The organism is Streptomyces sp. NPDC006332 (assembly GCF_040612855.1).
Classification (GTDB): Bacteria; Actinomycetota; Actinomycetes; order Streptomycetales; family Streptomycetaceae; genus Streptomyces.
Genome location: NZ_JBEXRA010000002.1, coordinates 39694 through 54502, shown reverse-complemented (window position 1 = coordinate 54502; position 14809 = coordinate 39694). Strand labels below are relative to the sequence as shown.

The 14809-nt window shown below is 70.2% G+C and carries 13 protein-coding genes and 2 tRNA genes; 10 read left to right on the top strand and 5 right to left on the bottom strand.

The window, feature by feature from the left end:
* Positions 1-104 precede the first annotated feature (104 nt).
* From aroA to ABZ027_RS02415, 3 genes are all read left to right on the top strand, one after another.
* Positions 105-1421 carry a 3-phosphoshikimate 1-carboxyvinyltransferase gene (gene aroA, locus ABZ027_RS02425; RefSeq protein ID WP_356763542.1) on the top strand — a complete coding sequence of 439 codons (1317 nt, stop codon included), beginning with the start codon at positions 105-107 and terminating at the stop codon, positions 1419-1421.
* Between the two features lie 9 nt (positions 1422-1430).
* Positions 1431-2441 (top strand): ribosome small subunit-dependent GTPase A, encoded by a 1011-nt coding sequence (gene rsgA, locus ABZ027_RS02420; RefSeq protein WP_356763540.1) that lies wholly within the window; start codon positions 1431-1433, stop codon positions 2439-2441.
* A 132-nt stretch (positions 2442-2573) separates the two neighbouring features.
* Entirely contained in the window at positions 2574-2897 is a 324-nt protein-coding gene (locus tag ABZ027_RS02415; protein ID WP_356763538.1) for a multidrug efflux SMR transporter, read from the top strand.
* 94 nt (positions 2898-2991) lie between these two features.
* Here the strand turns inward: ABZ027_RS02415 and ABZ027_RS02410 are convergent, their stop codons facing one another.
* Positions 2992-3603, bottom strand: coding sequence for a TetR/AcrR family transcriptional regulator (locus tag ABZ027_RS02410; protein ID WP_356763536.1), 612 nt, complete (start codon positions 3601-3603; stop codon positions 2992-2994).
* 175 nt (positions 3604-3778) lie between these two features.
* On the opposite strand from ABZ027_RS02410, the gene hisN reads away from it, so the two are divergent.
* The 6 genes from hisN (at position 3779) to ABZ027_RS02380 (ending at position 8694) form a co-directional block, all read left to right on the top strand.
* Positions 3779-4579 (top strand): histidinol-phosphatase, encoded by an 801-nt coding sequence (gene hisN, locus ABZ027_RS02405; RefSeq protein WP_356763534.1) that lies wholly within the window; start codon positions 3779-3781, stop codon positions 4577-4579.
* 193 nt (positions 4580-4772) lie between these two features.
* The gene (locus ABZ027_RS02400) at positions 4773-5165 is read left to right on the top strand and encodes a CBS domain-containing protein (RefSeq protein ID WP_356763532.1); all 393 of its coding nucleotides are present in this window, start codon (positions 4773-4775) and stop codon (positions 5163-5165) included.
* A 166-nt stretch (positions 5166-5331) separates the two neighbouring features.
* Entirely contained in the window at positions 5332-5748 is a 417-nt protein-coding gene (locus ABZ027_RS02395; protein ID WP_356763530.1) for a Fur family transcriptional regulator, read from the top strand.
* Between the two features lie 161 nt (positions 5749-5909).
* Positions 5910-6677, top strand: a complete 768-nt coding sequence (locus tag ABZ027_RS02390) for an ABC transporter ATP-binding protein (protein ID WP_356763528.1) — start codon at positions 5910-5912, stop codon at positions 6675-6677.
* Positions 6674-7534 carry an ABC transporter permease gene (locus tag ABZ027_RS02385; RefSeq protein WP_356763526.1) on the top strand — a complete coding sequence of 287 codons (861 nt, stop codon included), beginning with the start codon at positions 6674-6676 and terminating at the stop codon, positions 7532-7534. The genes ABZ027_RS02390 and ABZ027_RS02385 overlap by 4 nt, the downstream gene beginning before the upstream one ends.
* 20 nt (positions 7535-7554) lie before the next feature.
* A complete protein-coding gene (locus tag ABZ027_RS02380) occupies positions 7555-8694 on the top strand; it encodes an ABC transporter substrate-binding protein (protein WP_356763524.1) in 1140 nt (379 codons plus the stop codon).
* Between the two features lie 50 nt (positions 8695-8744).
* Here the strand turns inward: ABZ027_RS02380 and ABZ027_RS02375 are convergent.
* The 4 genes from ABZ027_RS02375 to ABZ027_RS02360 all read right to left on the bottom strand — a co-directional run bounded on the left by ABZ027_RS02375 (position 8745) and on the right by ABZ027_RS02360 (position 14095).
* Positions 8745-8818: transfer RNA gene (locus ABZ027_RS02375), tRNA-Met, on the bottom strand.
* Between the two features lie 138 nt (positions 8819-8956).
* Complete coding sequence (locus ABZ027_RS02370) at positions 8957-10768, bottom strand: tetratricopeptide repeat protein (protein WP_356763522.1); 1812 nt, start codon at positions 10766-10768, stop codon at positions 8957-8959.
* Positions 10769-10995: 227 nt separating this feature from the next.
* Positions 10996-11069 (bottom strand) — tRNA-Met (locus ABZ027_RS02365).
* Positions 11070-11110: 41 nt separating this feature from the next.
* The gene (locus ABZ027_RS02360; protein WP_356763958.1) at positions 11111-14095 is read right to left on the bottom strand and encodes a UPF0182 family protein; all 2985 of its coding nucleotides are present in this window, start codon (positions 14093-14095) and stop codon (positions 11111-11113) included.
* 162 nt (positions 14096-14257) lie between these two features.
* Here ABZ027_RS02360 and ABZ027_RS02355 point away from each other — a divergent pair, with 162 nt between their 5' ends.
* Positions 14258-14800, top strand: coding sequence for a PPA1309 family protein (locus ABZ027_RS02355; RefSeq protein WP_356763520.1), 543 nt, complete (start codon positions 14258-14260; stop codon positions 14798-14800).
* The last annotated feature ends 9 nt before the right edge of the window (positions 14801-14809 follow it).

Below are 14809 nucleotides of genomic sequence, written 5' to 3'. Positions count from 1 at the left end.
CACGTCGGCGGCGCCGGGCCGTGTCCACAGGCGCCCGCCCCCGTGGGTGCGACCAGCCACAATGCTCCCGCACCCGCCCGACCGCCTCCTTATAGAGTGGCCCCATGGCCCCGAACCCCGCAGACACCGCCCTCTGGCCCGCCCCGCACGCGAGCGGCGCCGTCGACGCCACGGTCCACGTGCCCGGGTCCAAGTCGGTCACCAACCGCGCCCTGGTGCTTGCGGCCCTCGCCTCCGAACCGGGCTGGCTGCGCCGTCCCCTCCGCTCCCGCGACACCCTGCTGATGGCCGACGCGCTGCGCACCATGGGTGTCGGTATCGAGGAGGGCGTGGGCCCCGACGGCACCGGCGAGACCTGGCGGGTGCTCCCGGCGGGCCTGCGCGGCCCGGCCACGGTCGACGTCGGCAACGCCGGCACGGTGATGCGCTTCCTGCCCCCGGTCGCCGCGCTCGCCGACGGCCCCATCCGCTTCGACGGCGACCCGAGGTCGTACGAACGTCCCCTGCACGGCGTGATCGACGCGCTGCGGGTTCTCGGCGCCCGTATCGACGACGACGGCCGCGGCGCGCTGCCGCTGACGGTGCACGGCTCAGGTGCCCTGGACGGCGGCCCGGTGGAGATCGACGCGTCCTCGTCGTCCCAGTTCGTGAGCGCCCTCCTGCTGTCCGCCCCGCGCTTCAACCAGGGTGTGGAGGTCCGCCACACCGGTTCCACGCTGCCCTCCATGCCGCACATCCGGATGACCGTCGACATGCTGCGCGCGGTCGGCGCCCAGGTGGACACCCCGGAGTCGGGCGGCGAGCCGAACGTCTGGCGGGTCACCCCGGGCGCCCTGCTCGGCCGTGACCTGACCATCGAGCCGGACCTCTCCAACGCCCAGCCGTTCCTGGCGGCGGCCCTGGTGACCGGCGGCAGGGTCGTGATCCCGGACTGGCCGGCCCGCACCACCCAGCCCGGTGACCGGCTGCGCGAGATCTTCACCGAGATGGGCGGCACCTGCGAACTGACCGATTACGGCCTGGAGTTCACCGGATCGGGTGCGATCCACGGTATCGATGTGGACCTGGGCGAGGTCGGCGAGCTGACCCCGGGCATCGCGGCGGTCGCGGCCCTCGCGGACTCCCCCTCCACGCTGCGGGGCGTGGCCCATCTGCGTCTGCACGAGACGGACCGGCTGGCCGCGCTCACCAAGGAGATCAACGAACTCGGCGGTGACGTCACCGAGACCGCCGACGGTCTGCACATCCGCCCGCGCGCACTGCACGACGGGAACTTCCACACGTACGAGGACCACCGCATGGCGACGGCCGGAGCGATCATCGGCCTGGTGGTCGAGGGAGTACGGATCGAGAACGTGGCGACGACGGCGAAGACGCTGCCGGACTTCCCCGACCTGTGGACCGGGATGCTCAGGGCTTAGGGGCTTCGCATGCGCCGCTACGGCAAGCACACCGACGAGGACGACATCCGCTCCCGCCCCAACCGCAGGGGCAACCGGCCCCGGACGCACATCCGGCCCAAGCACGAGGACGCCGTCGAGGGCATGGTCCTCACCGTCGACCGCGGCCGGCTGACCTGCCTCGTCGACGGCCGGATCGTCATGGCGATGAAGGCCCGCGAACTGGGCCGCAAGGCCGCGGTGGTCGGCGACCGGGTCGCCATCATCGGTGACCTGACCGGCAAGAAGGACACCCTCGCACGCATCGTCCGCATCGAGGAGCGCACGTCGGTCCTGCGGCGCACGGCCGACGACGACGATCCCTACGAGCGGGTGGTCGTCGCCAACGCCGACCAGCTGGCGATCGTCACGGCCCTGGCCGACCCGGAGCCCCGCCCGCGCCTCATCGACCGTTGCCTGGTGGCCGCGTTCGACGGCGGTCTGGAGCCGTTGCTGGTGATGACGAAGTCGGACCTGGCGCCGCCCGACAAACTCCTGGAGCTGTACGGCGACCTCGACATCCCCTTCGTCGTCACCAGCCGCGCGGAACTGGAGAACGGCGACGCGGTGCACCGGGTGCGCGAGGAACTCGACGGCAGGATCACGGCGTTCATCGGGCACTCGGGCGTGGGCAAGACGACTCTGGTGAACTCGCTGGTCCCTCAGGACCGCCGCCGACTCACCGGCCATGTGAACGCGGTGACCGGGCGCGGCCGCCACACCACCACCTCGGCGCTCGCGCTGCCGCTGGCGGGAGACGACGGCTGGGTGATCGACACCCCGGGCCTGCGGTCGTTCGGTCTGCACCACGTGGACCCGTCCCGGGTGATCAACGCCTTCCCCGACCTGGAGCCGGGCACCGAGGGCTGCCCGCGCGCGTGCAGTCACGACGAGCCGGACTGCGCGCTGGACCAGTGGGTGGCGGACGGCCACGCGGACCCGGCCCGCCTGTACTCACTGCGCCGGCTGCTGTCCACGAGGGAACGCACGGAAGGCGACTGAACTCCGCGTTGTTTGTCGTCCCGTAGGTCTGGTAAGGGCATAATCGCGCACCGAACCGGATCCAAGCCTGACCAGAGCCGGACAGGGCAGTCACCGAACGCTTCAACACGTGGACATACGAGAGGACAGCACATGGCGTGGCTGCTGGTCATCGTGGCCGGGTTCCTGGAGACCGGGTTCGCCGTCTGTCTGAAGCTCTCGCACGGCTTCACCAGGCTGTGGCCGACGATCGCGTTCTGCGCCTTCGCACTCGGCAGCTTCGGTCTGCTGACCCTGGCCCTGCGCAAGCTCGACGTGGGCCCGGCGTACGCGGTGTGGACCGGCATCGGCGCGGCGGGCACGGCGATCTACGGGATGATATTCCTCGGTGACCTGGTGTCGACGCTGAAGATCGTCTCGATCAGCCTGGTGATCATCGGCGTGATCGGCCTGCAGTTGTCGGGGTCCGCTCACTGAGACCGGGCGACCGCCCCGGGGTGCCACCGCACCTGAGCCGGCGGCCCGCCAACAATCGCCACACCGAGTCCCCTCCGCCCGGCCGGGCCCGTCGTCACAGCGTCAACTGGCGCGGCAGCGCGCTCCGTACGAGATCCGCCAGTCCGCCCTCGCCGGGCGGCGCGGCCGCGCACGACAGGGCGATGCGGACGACGAGTTCGCAGGAGCGAGCCAGGTCGGCGGACTGCGACTTGGGCGTGCCGGGCCCGGCGAGCACGGTGACGGCGCGGTCACGGACGAGGGTCACGAAGTCACCGGGCGACGGGAGCGGGCCGTCCGCCCGGCGCTGCGCCGGAACGACCGAAGAGGACGGCACGGCCTTCAGAGGCGGGGAGGGCAGCCGCTCGCTCCAGCAGCCGGTGAGCATGGCCCGTACGAGGGCGTTCTCCTGGGCGGTGGACGCCGTCCACTCGGCGGTGGCGGTCAGCCGCGCCAGGGCGTCCCCGTGTCCGGTCAGCGCCCGCTCGACTCCGGTGAGGTAGCCGTCCGCCTCTCGCCGGACGAGCGCGCGAGCCAGGCCTTCCTTGCTGCCGAACTCGTTGTACAGGGTCTGCCGGGACACTCCGGCCGAGGCGGCCACGTCCACCATCCGTACCGCGGACCACGGCCGGCGCGTCAGCGCCGTGTGAGCGGCATCCAGCAGGGTTTCCCGCGCTGCAGGCATCATCGCCTCCCGGGGCGATCGGCTCTGCGCCCAGATTTGACGCGCGCAGAGTCACTGTCAAGGGTTCGCGGGGGCGCGCGGGGGCGCCCGGCCGGCTCACATCAGCCTCCATACCGGGCGCCCCGATCATGAAGGCCCCCTGTAGCCCGTACCCACCTCGGCAGATACCGTTCCCTACATGCCCGATTACCACGACGACCTCCGCCTCGCCCACGTCCTCGCGGACGCGGCGGACGCGGCCACCATGGACCGCTTCAAGGCCCTCGATCTCAAGGTCGAGACGAAGCCGGACATGACCCCGGTCAGCGAAGCGGACAAGTCCGCGGAGGAACTCATCCGGGGCCACCTCCAACGCGCCCGGCCCCGCGACGCGGTCCTCGGCGAGGAGTACGGCATCGAGGGCACCGGCCCCCGCCGCTGGGTCATCGACCCGATCGACGGTACGAAGAACTACGTACGGGGGGTGCCCGTATGGGCCACCCTCATCTCCCTCATGGAGGCGGCGGAGGGCGGTTACCAGCCCGTCGTCGGCGTGGTCTCCGCTCCCGCCCTCGGCCGCCGCTGGTGGGCCGCGAAGGGACACGGCGCCTTCACCGGCCGCAGTCTCACCGCCGCCTCCCGGCTGCGGGTCTCCCGTGTCTCGAATCTGTCCGACGCCTCCTTCGCGTACTCCTCGCTCACCGGCTGGGAGGACCAGGGACGTCTGGGCGGCTTCCTGGACCTGACCCGCGCGGTGTGGCGCACGCGCGCGTACGGCGATTTCTGGCCCTACATGATGGTCGCCGAGGGCTCGGTGGACCTCTGCGCCGAACCGGAGCTCTCGCTCTGGGACATGGCCGCGAACGCGATCATCGTGACGGAGGCGGGCGGCACCTTCACGGGTCTCGACGGCCGCCCGGGCCCGCACAGCGGCAACGCGGCGGCCTCCAACGGGCTGCTGCACGACGAGTTCCTGGGTTATCTCAACGAGCGCTACTGACCGGCGAGGGTCACTGCCGGGGCGAGAAGACACCGGCGCCGACGGCGGGCGCGGATGGGCGCGCACGCCCTCAATCGGCCGCGTGCGCCCTCTTGTTGACCTCCGCTTTACCTGCCACTCTGAGAGCACCCTCATTTGTGAACTTGTGAACCGCTGAACGAACTCGGCGGCCCCAGGAGGTGACTCGGAACCCATGCTGGTCCGCGACGCCATGAGCACGGTGGTTCTCACCATCGGCCCCGCCCACACCCTCCGCAGAGCGGCATCCCTGATGTCCGCGCGCCGCGTCGGCGCCGCGATCGTCCTCGATCCCGACGCCGGCGGCATCGGCATCCTGACCGAACGCGACATCCTCAACTCCGTGGGGCTCGGTCAGAGCCCGGACACGGAGCACGTCCACTCCCACACCACCACCGACGTCGTCTTCGCCGCCCCGGCCTGGACCCTGGAGGAGGCGGCCCGCGCCATGGCGCACGGCGGCTTCCGTCACCTGATCGTGCTCGACCGCGACGAGCCGGTCGGCATCGTCTCGGTGCGCGACATCATCCGCTGCTGGGCCCCGGCCCGACAGCCCGCGCCGGCCTGACCACGCGTGCGGGCCGGACCTTCCCTCCCGGAGGGGCCGGCCCGCACGCTCATGACAAGCAACCAACCCGGGTACCGATCTCGTCATGGATAATGTCTAAGTCAAAAATTATTCCAAATTCACACCCATTCGGAACCTGGTCACCCTTCCTGTTAGGCTGTTCGGTATGAGTGACCTTCTGGAACGGCTGCGCGGACGCGGATGGCGGATGACCGCGCAGCGACGCGTCGTGGCCGAGGTCCTCGACGGCGAACACGTCCACCTGACGGCCGACGAGGTCCACGCCAGGGCTGTCGTCAAGCTGCCCGAGATCTCCCGGGCGACCGTCTACAACACGCTGGGCGAGCTGGTCACCCTGGGCGAGGTGCTCGAGGTCGCCACCGACAAGCGCGCCAAGCGGTACGACCCGAACGCGCACCAGCCGCACCACCACCTGGTCTGCGCCCAGTGCGGCGCCATCCGGGACGTCCACCCCACCGGGAACCCGCTGGCCGACCTCCCGGACACGGAGCGCTTCGGCTTCTCGGTCTCCGACGTCGAGGTGACGTACCGCGGCGTGTGCCCGAACTGCGCGGCGGCCTGACCCGCCCCGGCGACACAGCCCTCCCTTCTCGCAAGCCCCGGCACCCATGGATGCCGGGGCTTTGAGCTGCGTACCCCTTCAGCACCCTTCCCGTATCTGACGGGTCGTCATATCGTCGTGCGGCACGCCCACCCCCCTACCGAACTCCGCGAGGAGCCATCGTGGGAGATCCGCACCCAAAACTCCACGCCACCGAACTGACCCGCACCTTCGGCCGCACGCCCCACGCCGTCGAGGCCCTGGGCCCCGTCGACGTCACCGTCGCCCCCGGCGAGTTCGTCTGCCTGGTCGGCCCCTCCGGCTGCGGCAAGTCCACGCTCCTGCGCATCGCCGCGGGCCTGCTCCGTCCGAGCACGGGTCGCCTGGAGATCCGCACCTCCAGCGCCCGCCCGGCCGCCATGATCTTCCAGGACTACGGCATCTACGACTGGAAGACGGTCCGGGCGAACGTCCGTTTCGGCCTCGACATCCAGCGCGTCCCGCGCCACGTGGCGAACGCGCGCGCCGACGAGTGGCTGACCCGCATGGGCCTCGCCGACTTCGCGCACGCCTACCCGGCGACCCTCTCCGGCGGCATGCGTCAGCGCGTGGCGATCGCCCGCGCGCTCGCCGTCGAACCCGAACTGCTGCTCATGGACGAGCCCTTCGCTGCCCTCGACGCACAACTCCGCATGGTCCTCCAGGAGGAGCTGCTGGAGCTCACCCAGACCACCCGTACGACCACCCTCTTCGTGACCCACAGCCTGGAGGAGGCGATCGTCCTCGGCGACCGTGTCCTGGTGATGTCGGCCCGCCCGGGCCGGATCATCGCCGAGCGCCGTCCGCCCTTCCCGCGTCCACGCACCGGCGACATCCGCTCCACACCCCGGTTCACGGCCCTCAGGAGCGAGCTGTGGGACCTGCTCCGGAAGGAGGCGGTGCCGGCATGACAACGATCACTCCGCGCCGGGACCCGCTCGTCGTCCGTCGCCCCGGCCCCCCGGAACTCGACCCCGTACGCGCCCACCGCCGCCGCCGCGCCCTGGAACTGTCACTCGCGGTGGCCGTCCCGCTCCTCCTGGTCCTCCTGTGGCAACTGGCGGCCACCCGGGCCTGGATCGACGACCGCGTCTACCCGGCCCCGTCCACGATCCTCGCCGACGGCTGGGACCGGGCGGCGGCCGGTGACCTGTGGCCGGATGTGTGGGCCACACTGAAGCGCGTCCTGGCGGGTTACGCGATCGGAACGGCGGCGGGCTACGCGCTCGGTTTGCTGATGGGCTCCCTCCCACTGGTCCGTGCCGCCCTCGAACCCCTCCTGGACGCGCTGTACGTCGTACCGAAGCTCGCCCTGCTCCCGGTCTTCCTGAACATGTTCGGCCTGGGCGAGGGCCCCCAGGTGGCCCTGGTGGCGGCGACGGTCTTCTTCTTCGTGTGGATATCGACGATGTCGGCGGTGATCGCGGTCCCGGCCGGCCATCGCGACGCGGGCCGGGTCTTCGGCGCCTCGCCCTGGCAGATGTTCCGCCACGTGCTGCTGCCGGCGTCGTTGCCGCAGGTCCTCGTGGGCGCCCGGATAGCGGCCGGGGTGGCGGTCCTGGTGATCGTCGCCTCGGAACAGATCGCCGCCACGAACGGTCTGGGCCACCTGATCTTCGACTCCCGCGCGCTGTTCCAGAACGACGTGATGTTCGTCGGCATCGTCTGCGTGGCCGCGCTGGGTGTGCTCTTCTCCGAACTGATCCGGCTGGTGGGCAGGTTGCTCACCCCATGGGCACCGAGGGACCGCGGACGGGGGCAGTCATGAGGGGAACCGTGAGACGGCACATGAAGGGACACGCGTACGGTGCCGTGGTCGCAGTCGGCGTCCTGCTGGCGTCCGCGGCCTGCTCTTCCCCGTCGGCGGACCGCACGCAGCCGAAGGCGGACCTGGCGACCCGCACGGTCCGCCCGGTGGACGGCTGCCAGGACAGGTCCTGGACGGACCCGGCGGACCGCTCACCGACCCGCGCGCCGGCCCGTTGTCGCCCCGGCGCCCCCGCCCCACGACCACTCTCCGAGCCCCGGAAGCTGACGATCGCGACGGGGACCCTGAGCGCCGAGTACGTGGCCCCGCTCCAAGTGGCCGCCGACAAGGGCGAGTTCGAGAAGGAAGGTCTGGACGTCACACTGAAGGTCCTGCCCACGCCGGACGCGCTCCCGCTGCTGGCCAAGGGGGACGTCGACGCGCTGTGGGCGGCCCCGGAGGCGGCGGTCATGAACGGCGTCCGGGGCGGCTTCGACATCAGGTGGGTGGCGGGGAACTTCTCCCCCGACCCGAAGTCCAAAAGCGGCCTGTGGGTGCGCTTGAGGGACGGGGAGAGCACGGACCGGGTCACGATGGCCGGGCGTCGCATGGGCACGATGATCGGCAAGGGTTCGGTGATCGCCTACCCGATGGAGAAGGCGCTGAAGGCCCACGGCGGCGGCCTCGACCGTATCCGGTACCAACAGCTGGGCTCGGCCGACGTACTCACGGCCCTGCAGAACGGAGGCGTCGACTCGGCCTGGCTCCTCGACCCGGTCTGGCGCCGAGTCGACGGCGAACCGGGCTACGCCTTCCTCGGTGGACAGCCGCCGGGTGAGCCGCTGGGCGGCATGATGTACGGCCCGAGCCTGCTGAGCGACGACGTGGACGCCGGGGTGGCCCTGCTCCGCGCGTACATCCGCACGGTCAACACGTACTTCGCGGCGGACTACAAGAAGGACGAGACCTTCGTCACCTACCTGGCACGGCTCCTGAAATCGGACGCGGCGATCCTCCGTTCCACCCCGCCCCTGCGCATGGACTGGGAGATCCGCAGCGGCACCACCGACCGTCTCCAGTCGGCCTACCACGCCCAGGGCGTCACGGAGGGCGATGCGCTCCCCGAGTCGAAGACCGTGAACAGGGCTCTCTACGAGGAGGCAGTGGGCCACCGGCCCTGAAAACGAACCGAGGGCCGGAACCCTTTCGGATTCCGGCCCTCGGCCTTCAGTAGCGGGGACAGGATTTGAACCTGCGACCTCTGGGTTATGAGCCCAGCGAGCTACCGAGCTGCTCCACCCCGCGTCGATGAATGGAACACTACGTCAACGACACAGCCAGAGGCAAATCCAATAACCGCCGCGTATCAACGCAGGTCAGCCGCCCCCGCCGGGAGCGACGACAGCACAGGCCGAGCCGCCCCCGCCGCGGCCCGACGCCGCGTCACGCCGACAGCTCCTGCCGCAACGCGTCCCGCAGCCGGGCCGCCCGCTCCGCGACCTCCACCGGCCCGAGCGACACCGCACGGTCGGCCCATCTCTGCCCCTCCGCCAGCTCCCCCCGACGCGCGTAGACAAGCGCGAGCCGCAACGCCGCCCGCCCATGCCCGGCGTCAGCCGCCCGAGTCCACCACACCGCCGCCTCCGGCTCACTCCCCTCCCGGGCAAGCAGCAGGCCCAGATTGAACGCCCCGTTCCGGGACCCCGCCTCGGCCGCCTCCCGGTACCACCGGGCCGCCTCGACCACGTCCCCCCGAGCCGCCGCAAGCATCCCGACCCGCACCTGCGCCCGCCGGTGCCCCTGCGACGCCGCCCGCTCGTACCACTCCTCGCATTCGCTCTTCTCGTGCACCGACTCACCCAGCTCGTGCGCGGGCTCCGGCGGCCGTCGCGCGTCCAGCACGGTGGCCAGCCGATACGCGGCCTCCGCGCTCCCGCACCCCGCCGCACACCGCAGATGCCGCTCGGCCTCCTGCTCGTCGCCGTCCCGCAGCCGCGCTATCCCGACCTGCAACGCCGCCTCGGTGTGCCCGGCCGCCGCCGCCCGCTCGTACCACCGCAGCGCGACCGTCTCCTCGCCCCGCCCGGCGAACAGGATCCCCAGGTTGAACGCGGCGTCCACGCTCCCCGCCTCGGCCGCCTTGGAGAACCACGGCTCCGCTCCGGCGGTGTCCCCGACCTGCAGCAGGAGGATCGCCAGCGCGTTGGCCGCCTCCCGGTGCCCGGCGTACGCGGCCCGCCGGTACCACTGCTCGGCCTGCGCGGTCCTTCCCTGCTCGGCGCAGAGCAGCCCGAGGTTGTACGCCCCGTTGTCGTCCCCGGCGTCCATCGCGGCCCTGTACCACCGCTCGGCGGTCTGCGGCTCGCCTCGCTCGGCATGCAGCGCGCCCAGCGCGTTCGCCGCGTTCCCGTCGCCGTCCTGCGCGGCCCGCAGCCACCACACGGCGGCGCTCTCGGTGTCCCCGGCGTCGCGCAGCAGGAATCCGAGCGCACAGGCGGCCCGCGCCTCACCGTCCTTGGCGGACGTCAGGTACCAGCGCCCGGCCTCCTTGAGTTCACCGCGCTTCTCCAGGATCGCCCCGAGGTGCAGTGCGGCCCGCCGGTGTCCGCGCGCGGCGGCCTGCCGGTACCACTGCTCGGTCTCCTCGGTCGCGACGACACCGTCGTCGGCCCCGGCCCCTCCCTCGGGCGCGGCCCTGCGATCGAGCGCGCGAGCCAGCCGGTACGCCGCTTCCCGGTGTCCCCGCTCGGCCGCCGACCGCATCCACCGCTCGGCCCCGGCCTCCCCACGGTGCTCCAACAGATCCGCGAGGGCGTACGCACCGAGCGCGTGGCCCTGTTCGGCGGCCTGGCGCAGCCAGTACTCCGCGGCGGGCTCGTCGCCCCGCTCGCGGTGGTGCCGGCCCAGCGCGTGCGCGGCCGCCGCGGACCCGGCGACGGCGGCGATCCGCCACCACCCCGCGGCCTCGTCGGCGTATCCGCGCTGGTGGAGAAGGACACCGAGGTTGTTGGCGGCGGCCCGGTCACCGGCCGCGGTGGCCGCCCGCAGATGGGGTTCGGCTCCGTCGAGATCACCGCGGCGCAGCAGCATGGCGCCGAGGACGCTCATCGCCTCGACGTCGCCCGATTCCGCGGCCAGCCGCTGACGGACCTCCTCGGCGGCATCCTCAGCCACCTCCCCGACCTCGTCCGGTCCGGAAGGATGCACAAAACGCCCTGTCTCGAACAGAGTTGCCTTGTCCCCCATAACGTCCATCGTCGCACCACCTGCAACCTGGGTACACCTGGTATACCGCAGCCATTGAGGTCACTACAGCGTTTTGTCGACTTGCCCACAGAGAGACAAGTCAAACACAGATCCCCCAACTCGCCTCCACAGCATGGCCGTGCCCCTTCCCGGCACATGCGTTCGCACACGACGAAGGCCCGGATCCTTTTGGATCCGGGCCTTCGTCGGCGTACGACTCGCGTCGCCGACGTCAGTAGCGGGGACAGGATTTGAACCTGCGACCTCTGGGTTATGAGCCCAGCGAGCTACCGAGCTGCTCCACCCCGCGCCGTTGTTCTGCAACCGTATCACGGCGCGGGGTGGGCTTGATCAGCCGCTGGGACTGCTGCTCGGGGTCGGGCTGCTGCTGGGTTTGCCGCCGCTGGGGCTGCTGCTCGGACTCGGGCTGCTGCTGGGCTTGTTGCTGCCCTTGTCCTTGTCGGCTGCCGCCTGCGCGTCCTCGGCCCGCTTCAGCGCGGCCTCGAGGTCCTTCTGCGCCTTGCCGTAGGCCTCCCAGTCGATCGGCTGCTTGTTCAGCGCTTCCTGGCCGGCGTCGAAGGCCTTCTGGGCGTCGTTCAACGCCGCCTGGACCGTGGGGTTGGTGGATGACGGCGGCGGGTTCGAGGTGTCACCCGTGTCCGGTGGCGGCTCGGTGGCCGAACCGTTCGCTCCGAAGACCTTGTTGAGGGCCTGGCCCAGGGTGTCCTCGAAGGCGGTGTTGCCTCCGTACGTCACCAACACCTTCCGCAGCAGCGGGTACTTCAGACCGCCACCGCGCACGTAGACCGGTTCCACGTACAGGAGTTCACCGTCGAGTGGCACCGCCAGCAGGTTGCCGTACTCCACTGTGGAGTCACCGCGGTTGAGCAGGCTGATGGTCTCGGCGATGTCCTGTTCGGAGTTGAACTGGCTCTGCACCTGTTTGGGCCCGTTGACGGTGGTGTTCGTCGGCAGTTTCAGGATTCTGATCTTGCCGTAGTCGCCGGTGCCCGCCTCCGCGTCGACCGTCATGAACGCGCTGAGGTTGTCCCGGCCGTTGGGCGTGAACGTCGTCGTCAGCGAGAACACCTGCGACTGCTGGTCGGGCATCTTCATGCTCAGGTAGTACGGCGGCACCGCGTTGCCCGACTTGTTGGTCGGGTCGTCCGGCACCTGCCACACCTCGCTGCCGCTGAGGAAGGTCTGCGCGTCCTCGACGTGGTAGCGGCTGAGCAGCTCGCGCTGGACCTTGAACAGGTCCTGCGGGTACCGCAGATGCGCCATCAGCGCGTCGGAGATGTCCTTCTTGGGCTCCACCGTGTTCGGGAACGCCTTCATCCAGGTCTTCAGGACCGGGTCCTCGGTGTCCCACTGGTAGAGCTTGACCTCGCCGGTGTACGCGTCGACGGTCGCCTTCACCGAGTTGCGGATGTAGTTGACCTGGTTCTGCTGCGCCACCACCGCACGCGAGTTGTTGGTCGCGGTCAGCGAGTCGGCCGTCGTGTCGCCCAGGGTCGTACGGGAGGCGTACGGATAGCCGTTGGTGGTCGTGTACGCGTCCACGATCCACTGGATCTTGCCGCCGACGACCGCCGGATAGGCGTCCCCGTCGATGGTCAGCCACGGGGCGACCGCCTCGACGCGCTCCTTCGGGGTGCGGTTGTACAGGATCCGCGATCCTTTGCCGATGGCACCCGAGTAGAGGATCTGCGGTTCGTTGAACGCCACCGCGTACGCGGCGCGGTTGATCGGGTTGGAGAGGTTGACCCCGCTCTTGCCCGTGTAGCTGAAGGTCTTCTCGCCGGTGTCGTCGGAGTAGTCGATCTCCTTCTGGGGACCGCCGACGATCGAGTACGAGTTGGTCTTCTCGCCGTAGTAGATGCGCTGCTGGTACTTCCCCAGATCGCCCTTGGACGGCAGGTCGTACTCGGTGAAGACCGGACGGCCCTGCGAGTCGGCCTCGGTGCCCTTCGCGGCGACCGCGCCGTACCCGTGGGTGTAACGGAAGTGGTCGTTGATCCAGTTGTTCTTCGGAATGCCGTTGAGGTTCAGCTCGCGCAGTCCGATGACCGTGTCCTGGTCCCCGGCGCTCTTGCCGTCCTTGCTGTACCGGTCGACGTCCAAATTGGTGGGGAATGCGTAGTAGTTCCGCATCTGCTGGAGCTGCTGGAACGTCGGCGAGACGATGTTCGGGTCCATGATGCGGATGCTGGCCGCGTCGGCGGCGTCGTCACGCAGCTTCGCCTTGTCCGTGGTGTTGGACTTGCCCTCGTACTCGGTGACCTTGGCGTCGTCGATGCCGTACGCGTCACGTGTCGCCTTGAGGTTCTTCTCGACGTACGGCGCTTCCTTGGCCTGCTCGTTCGGCTGGACCTGGAACTTCTGGACGATCGCCGGGTACAGCCCGCCGATGAGGATCGCCGAGAGCACCATCAGGCCGAAGCCGATGACGGGCAGCTGCCAGGTGCGCCGCCACAGGGTGGCGAAGAACAGCAGCGCGCAGATGACGGCGATGCAGAACAGGATCGTCTTGGCCGGCAGATAGGCGTTGGCGTCGACGTACCTGAGGCCCGTCCAGTTGTCGGTGGCCTTGAAATCGCTGGACTTCACCGCCAGGCCGTACCGGTCGAGCCAGTACGCGACCGCCTTCAGGGCGACGAAGAGGCCCAGCAGCACCGACAGGTGCCCGGTCGCGGCGGCCGTCGCACGCGCGCCCGGAGAGGTGACCCTGAGCCCGCCGTACAGGTAGTGGGTGAGCGCGGCGGCGATCACGGAGAGGATCGCGGCGGCGAAGCCGAAGCCCAGCAGGAACCGGTACCAGGGCAGGTCGAAGGCGTAGAAGGAGACGTCGAGGTGGAACTGCGGGTCCTTCTGGTGAAAGGGCACGCCGTTGACCCACATCAGCCAGGTCCGCCACTGGCCGGAGGCCGAGGCGCCCGCGATCAGGCCCACCAGGGCGGTGATTCCGAGCAGCAGCCACTTCTTGTACGGCGCGATGCCCATCCGGTAGCGGTCGAGGCTCTGCTGTTCCATCGACATGGCGCTCAGCGGCGGACGCATCCGGTGCGCCAGCCAGATGTTGAAGCCGACCGCGAGGGCCATCAGCAGGCCGAAGACGAAGAACAGCCCGATCTTGGTCCACAGGGTGGTCGTGAACACGGACGAGTAGTTCACCGACCGGTACCAGAGCCAGTCCGTCCAGAACCCCGCGAACATGGTGAACGCCATGCCGAGGACGGCTAGGACGCCCAGCGTCATGAGCAGGGTCCGGACTCGCCGGGACGGGCGGCCCACTCTGATCCGTGGCCCCGTCGGGCCTCCGCCGCGGTCCGGCATCTGGAAAGCCAAGGTGCGCACCTCGAAGTTCGCTGTTGGTCCGTCAGACCCGCGTCGTCACGGGCCGTCCATGGGCCACGTGATCGTGGCCCTCACCTATGCAACTTACTCACGCTTTACTCGGTTCCCGATTCGGGCCGGGAACGAGGCAAGATTGTGATTATGTCCAACACTCCCATGGCGGCGAGCCCGCTCACCCGGGCGGTGCTCGAGATCGACGAGTACGCCTCCGGCCTCGGCTGGGACCAGCCCGCCCGCCTCTTCGCCCTCGTAGACACCGCCCGGCTGCGCACCCAGGAACCCGCGCTGGCGGCCCAGCTCGGCCTCGAGGCGGAGCAGGAGATCACCGGCCTCACCCCGATCGAGCAGGACGAGATTCCAGCGGGCAAGCCGCTCGACGAGTTCCTCGGCACCATCGCCTGGCCCGAGGCCGTGGTCGGTTGCGCCCTGACCGTGGAACGTCTGATGCTGCCGCCGTCCGCCGAGGCGTCCGTCCCGGAGGGGCTCGGCGATAAGAAGCTCGCCCGGTGGGTGGCCGAGCACCCGGACCGCCAGGAGGTCCGCATGACGGTCGCGGTCCTGCGGGACGGGGCCCGCGACTCCGCCCTGCGGCTGCGCGAGAAGGACTCCCCGACGGAGGTCCTCACCGGTTCCGATCTGGTACCGGGGCTGGCGGAGGCGCTGAAGGCGACGTTCGAGGAGTAGTTCCCGGGG

What these genes read in the sequence shown, in the direction of transcription:
- ABZ027_RS02415 (WP_356763538.1), top strand. Translation starts at nt 2,574, where the DNA reads ATGGCGTGGCTGCTGGTCATCGTGGCCGGGTTCCTGGAGACCGGGTTC.
- ABZ027_RS02380 (WP_356763524.1), top strand. Translation starts at nt 7,555, where the DNA reads ATGAAGGGACACGCGTACGGTGCCGTGGTCGCAGTCGGCGTCCTGCTG.
- rsgA (WP_356763540.1), top strand. Translation starts at nt 1,431, where the DNA reads ATGCGCCGCTACGGCAAGCACACCGACGAGGACGACATCCGCTCCCGC.
- ABZ027_RS02385 (WP_356763526.1), top strand. Translation starts at nt 6,674, where the DNA reads ATGACAACGATCACTCCGCGCCGGGACCCGCTCGTCGTCCGTCGCCCC.
- ABZ027_RS02410 (WP_356763536.1), bottom strand. Translation starts at nt 3,603, where the DNA reads ATGATGCCTGCAGCGCGGGAAACCCTGCTGGATGCCGCTCACACGGCG.
- ABZ027_RS02395 (WP_356763530.1), top strand. Translation starts at nt 5,332, where the DNA reads ATGAGTGACCTTCTGGAACGGCTGCGCGGACGCGGATGGCGGATGACC.
- hisN (WP_356763534.1), top strand. Translation starts at nt 3,779, where the DNA reads ATGCCCGATTACCACGACGACCTCCGCCTCGCCCACGTCCTCGCGGAC.
- ABZ027_RS02370 (WP_356763522.1), bottom strand. Translation starts at nt 10,768, where the DNA reads ATGGACGTTATGGGGGACAAGGCAACTCTGTTCGAGACAGGGCGTTTT.
- aroA (WP_356763542.1), top strand. Translation starts at nt 105, where the DNA reads ATGGCCCCGAACCCCGCAGACACCGCCCTCTGGCCCGCCCCGCACGCG.
- ABZ027_RS02355 (WP_356763520.1), top strand. Translation starts at nt 14,258, where the DNA reads ATGTCCAACACTCCCATGGCGGCGAGCCCGCTCACCCGGGCGGTGCTC.
- ABZ027_RS02360 (WP_356763958.1), bottom strand. Translation starts at nt 14,095, where the DNA reads ATGCCGGACCGCGGCGGAGGCCCGACGGGGCCACGGATCAGAGTGGGC.
- ABZ027_RS02400 (WP_356763532.1), top strand. Translation starts at nt 4,773, where the DNA reads ATGCTGGTCCGCGACGCCATGAGCACGGTGGTTCTCACCATCGGCCCC.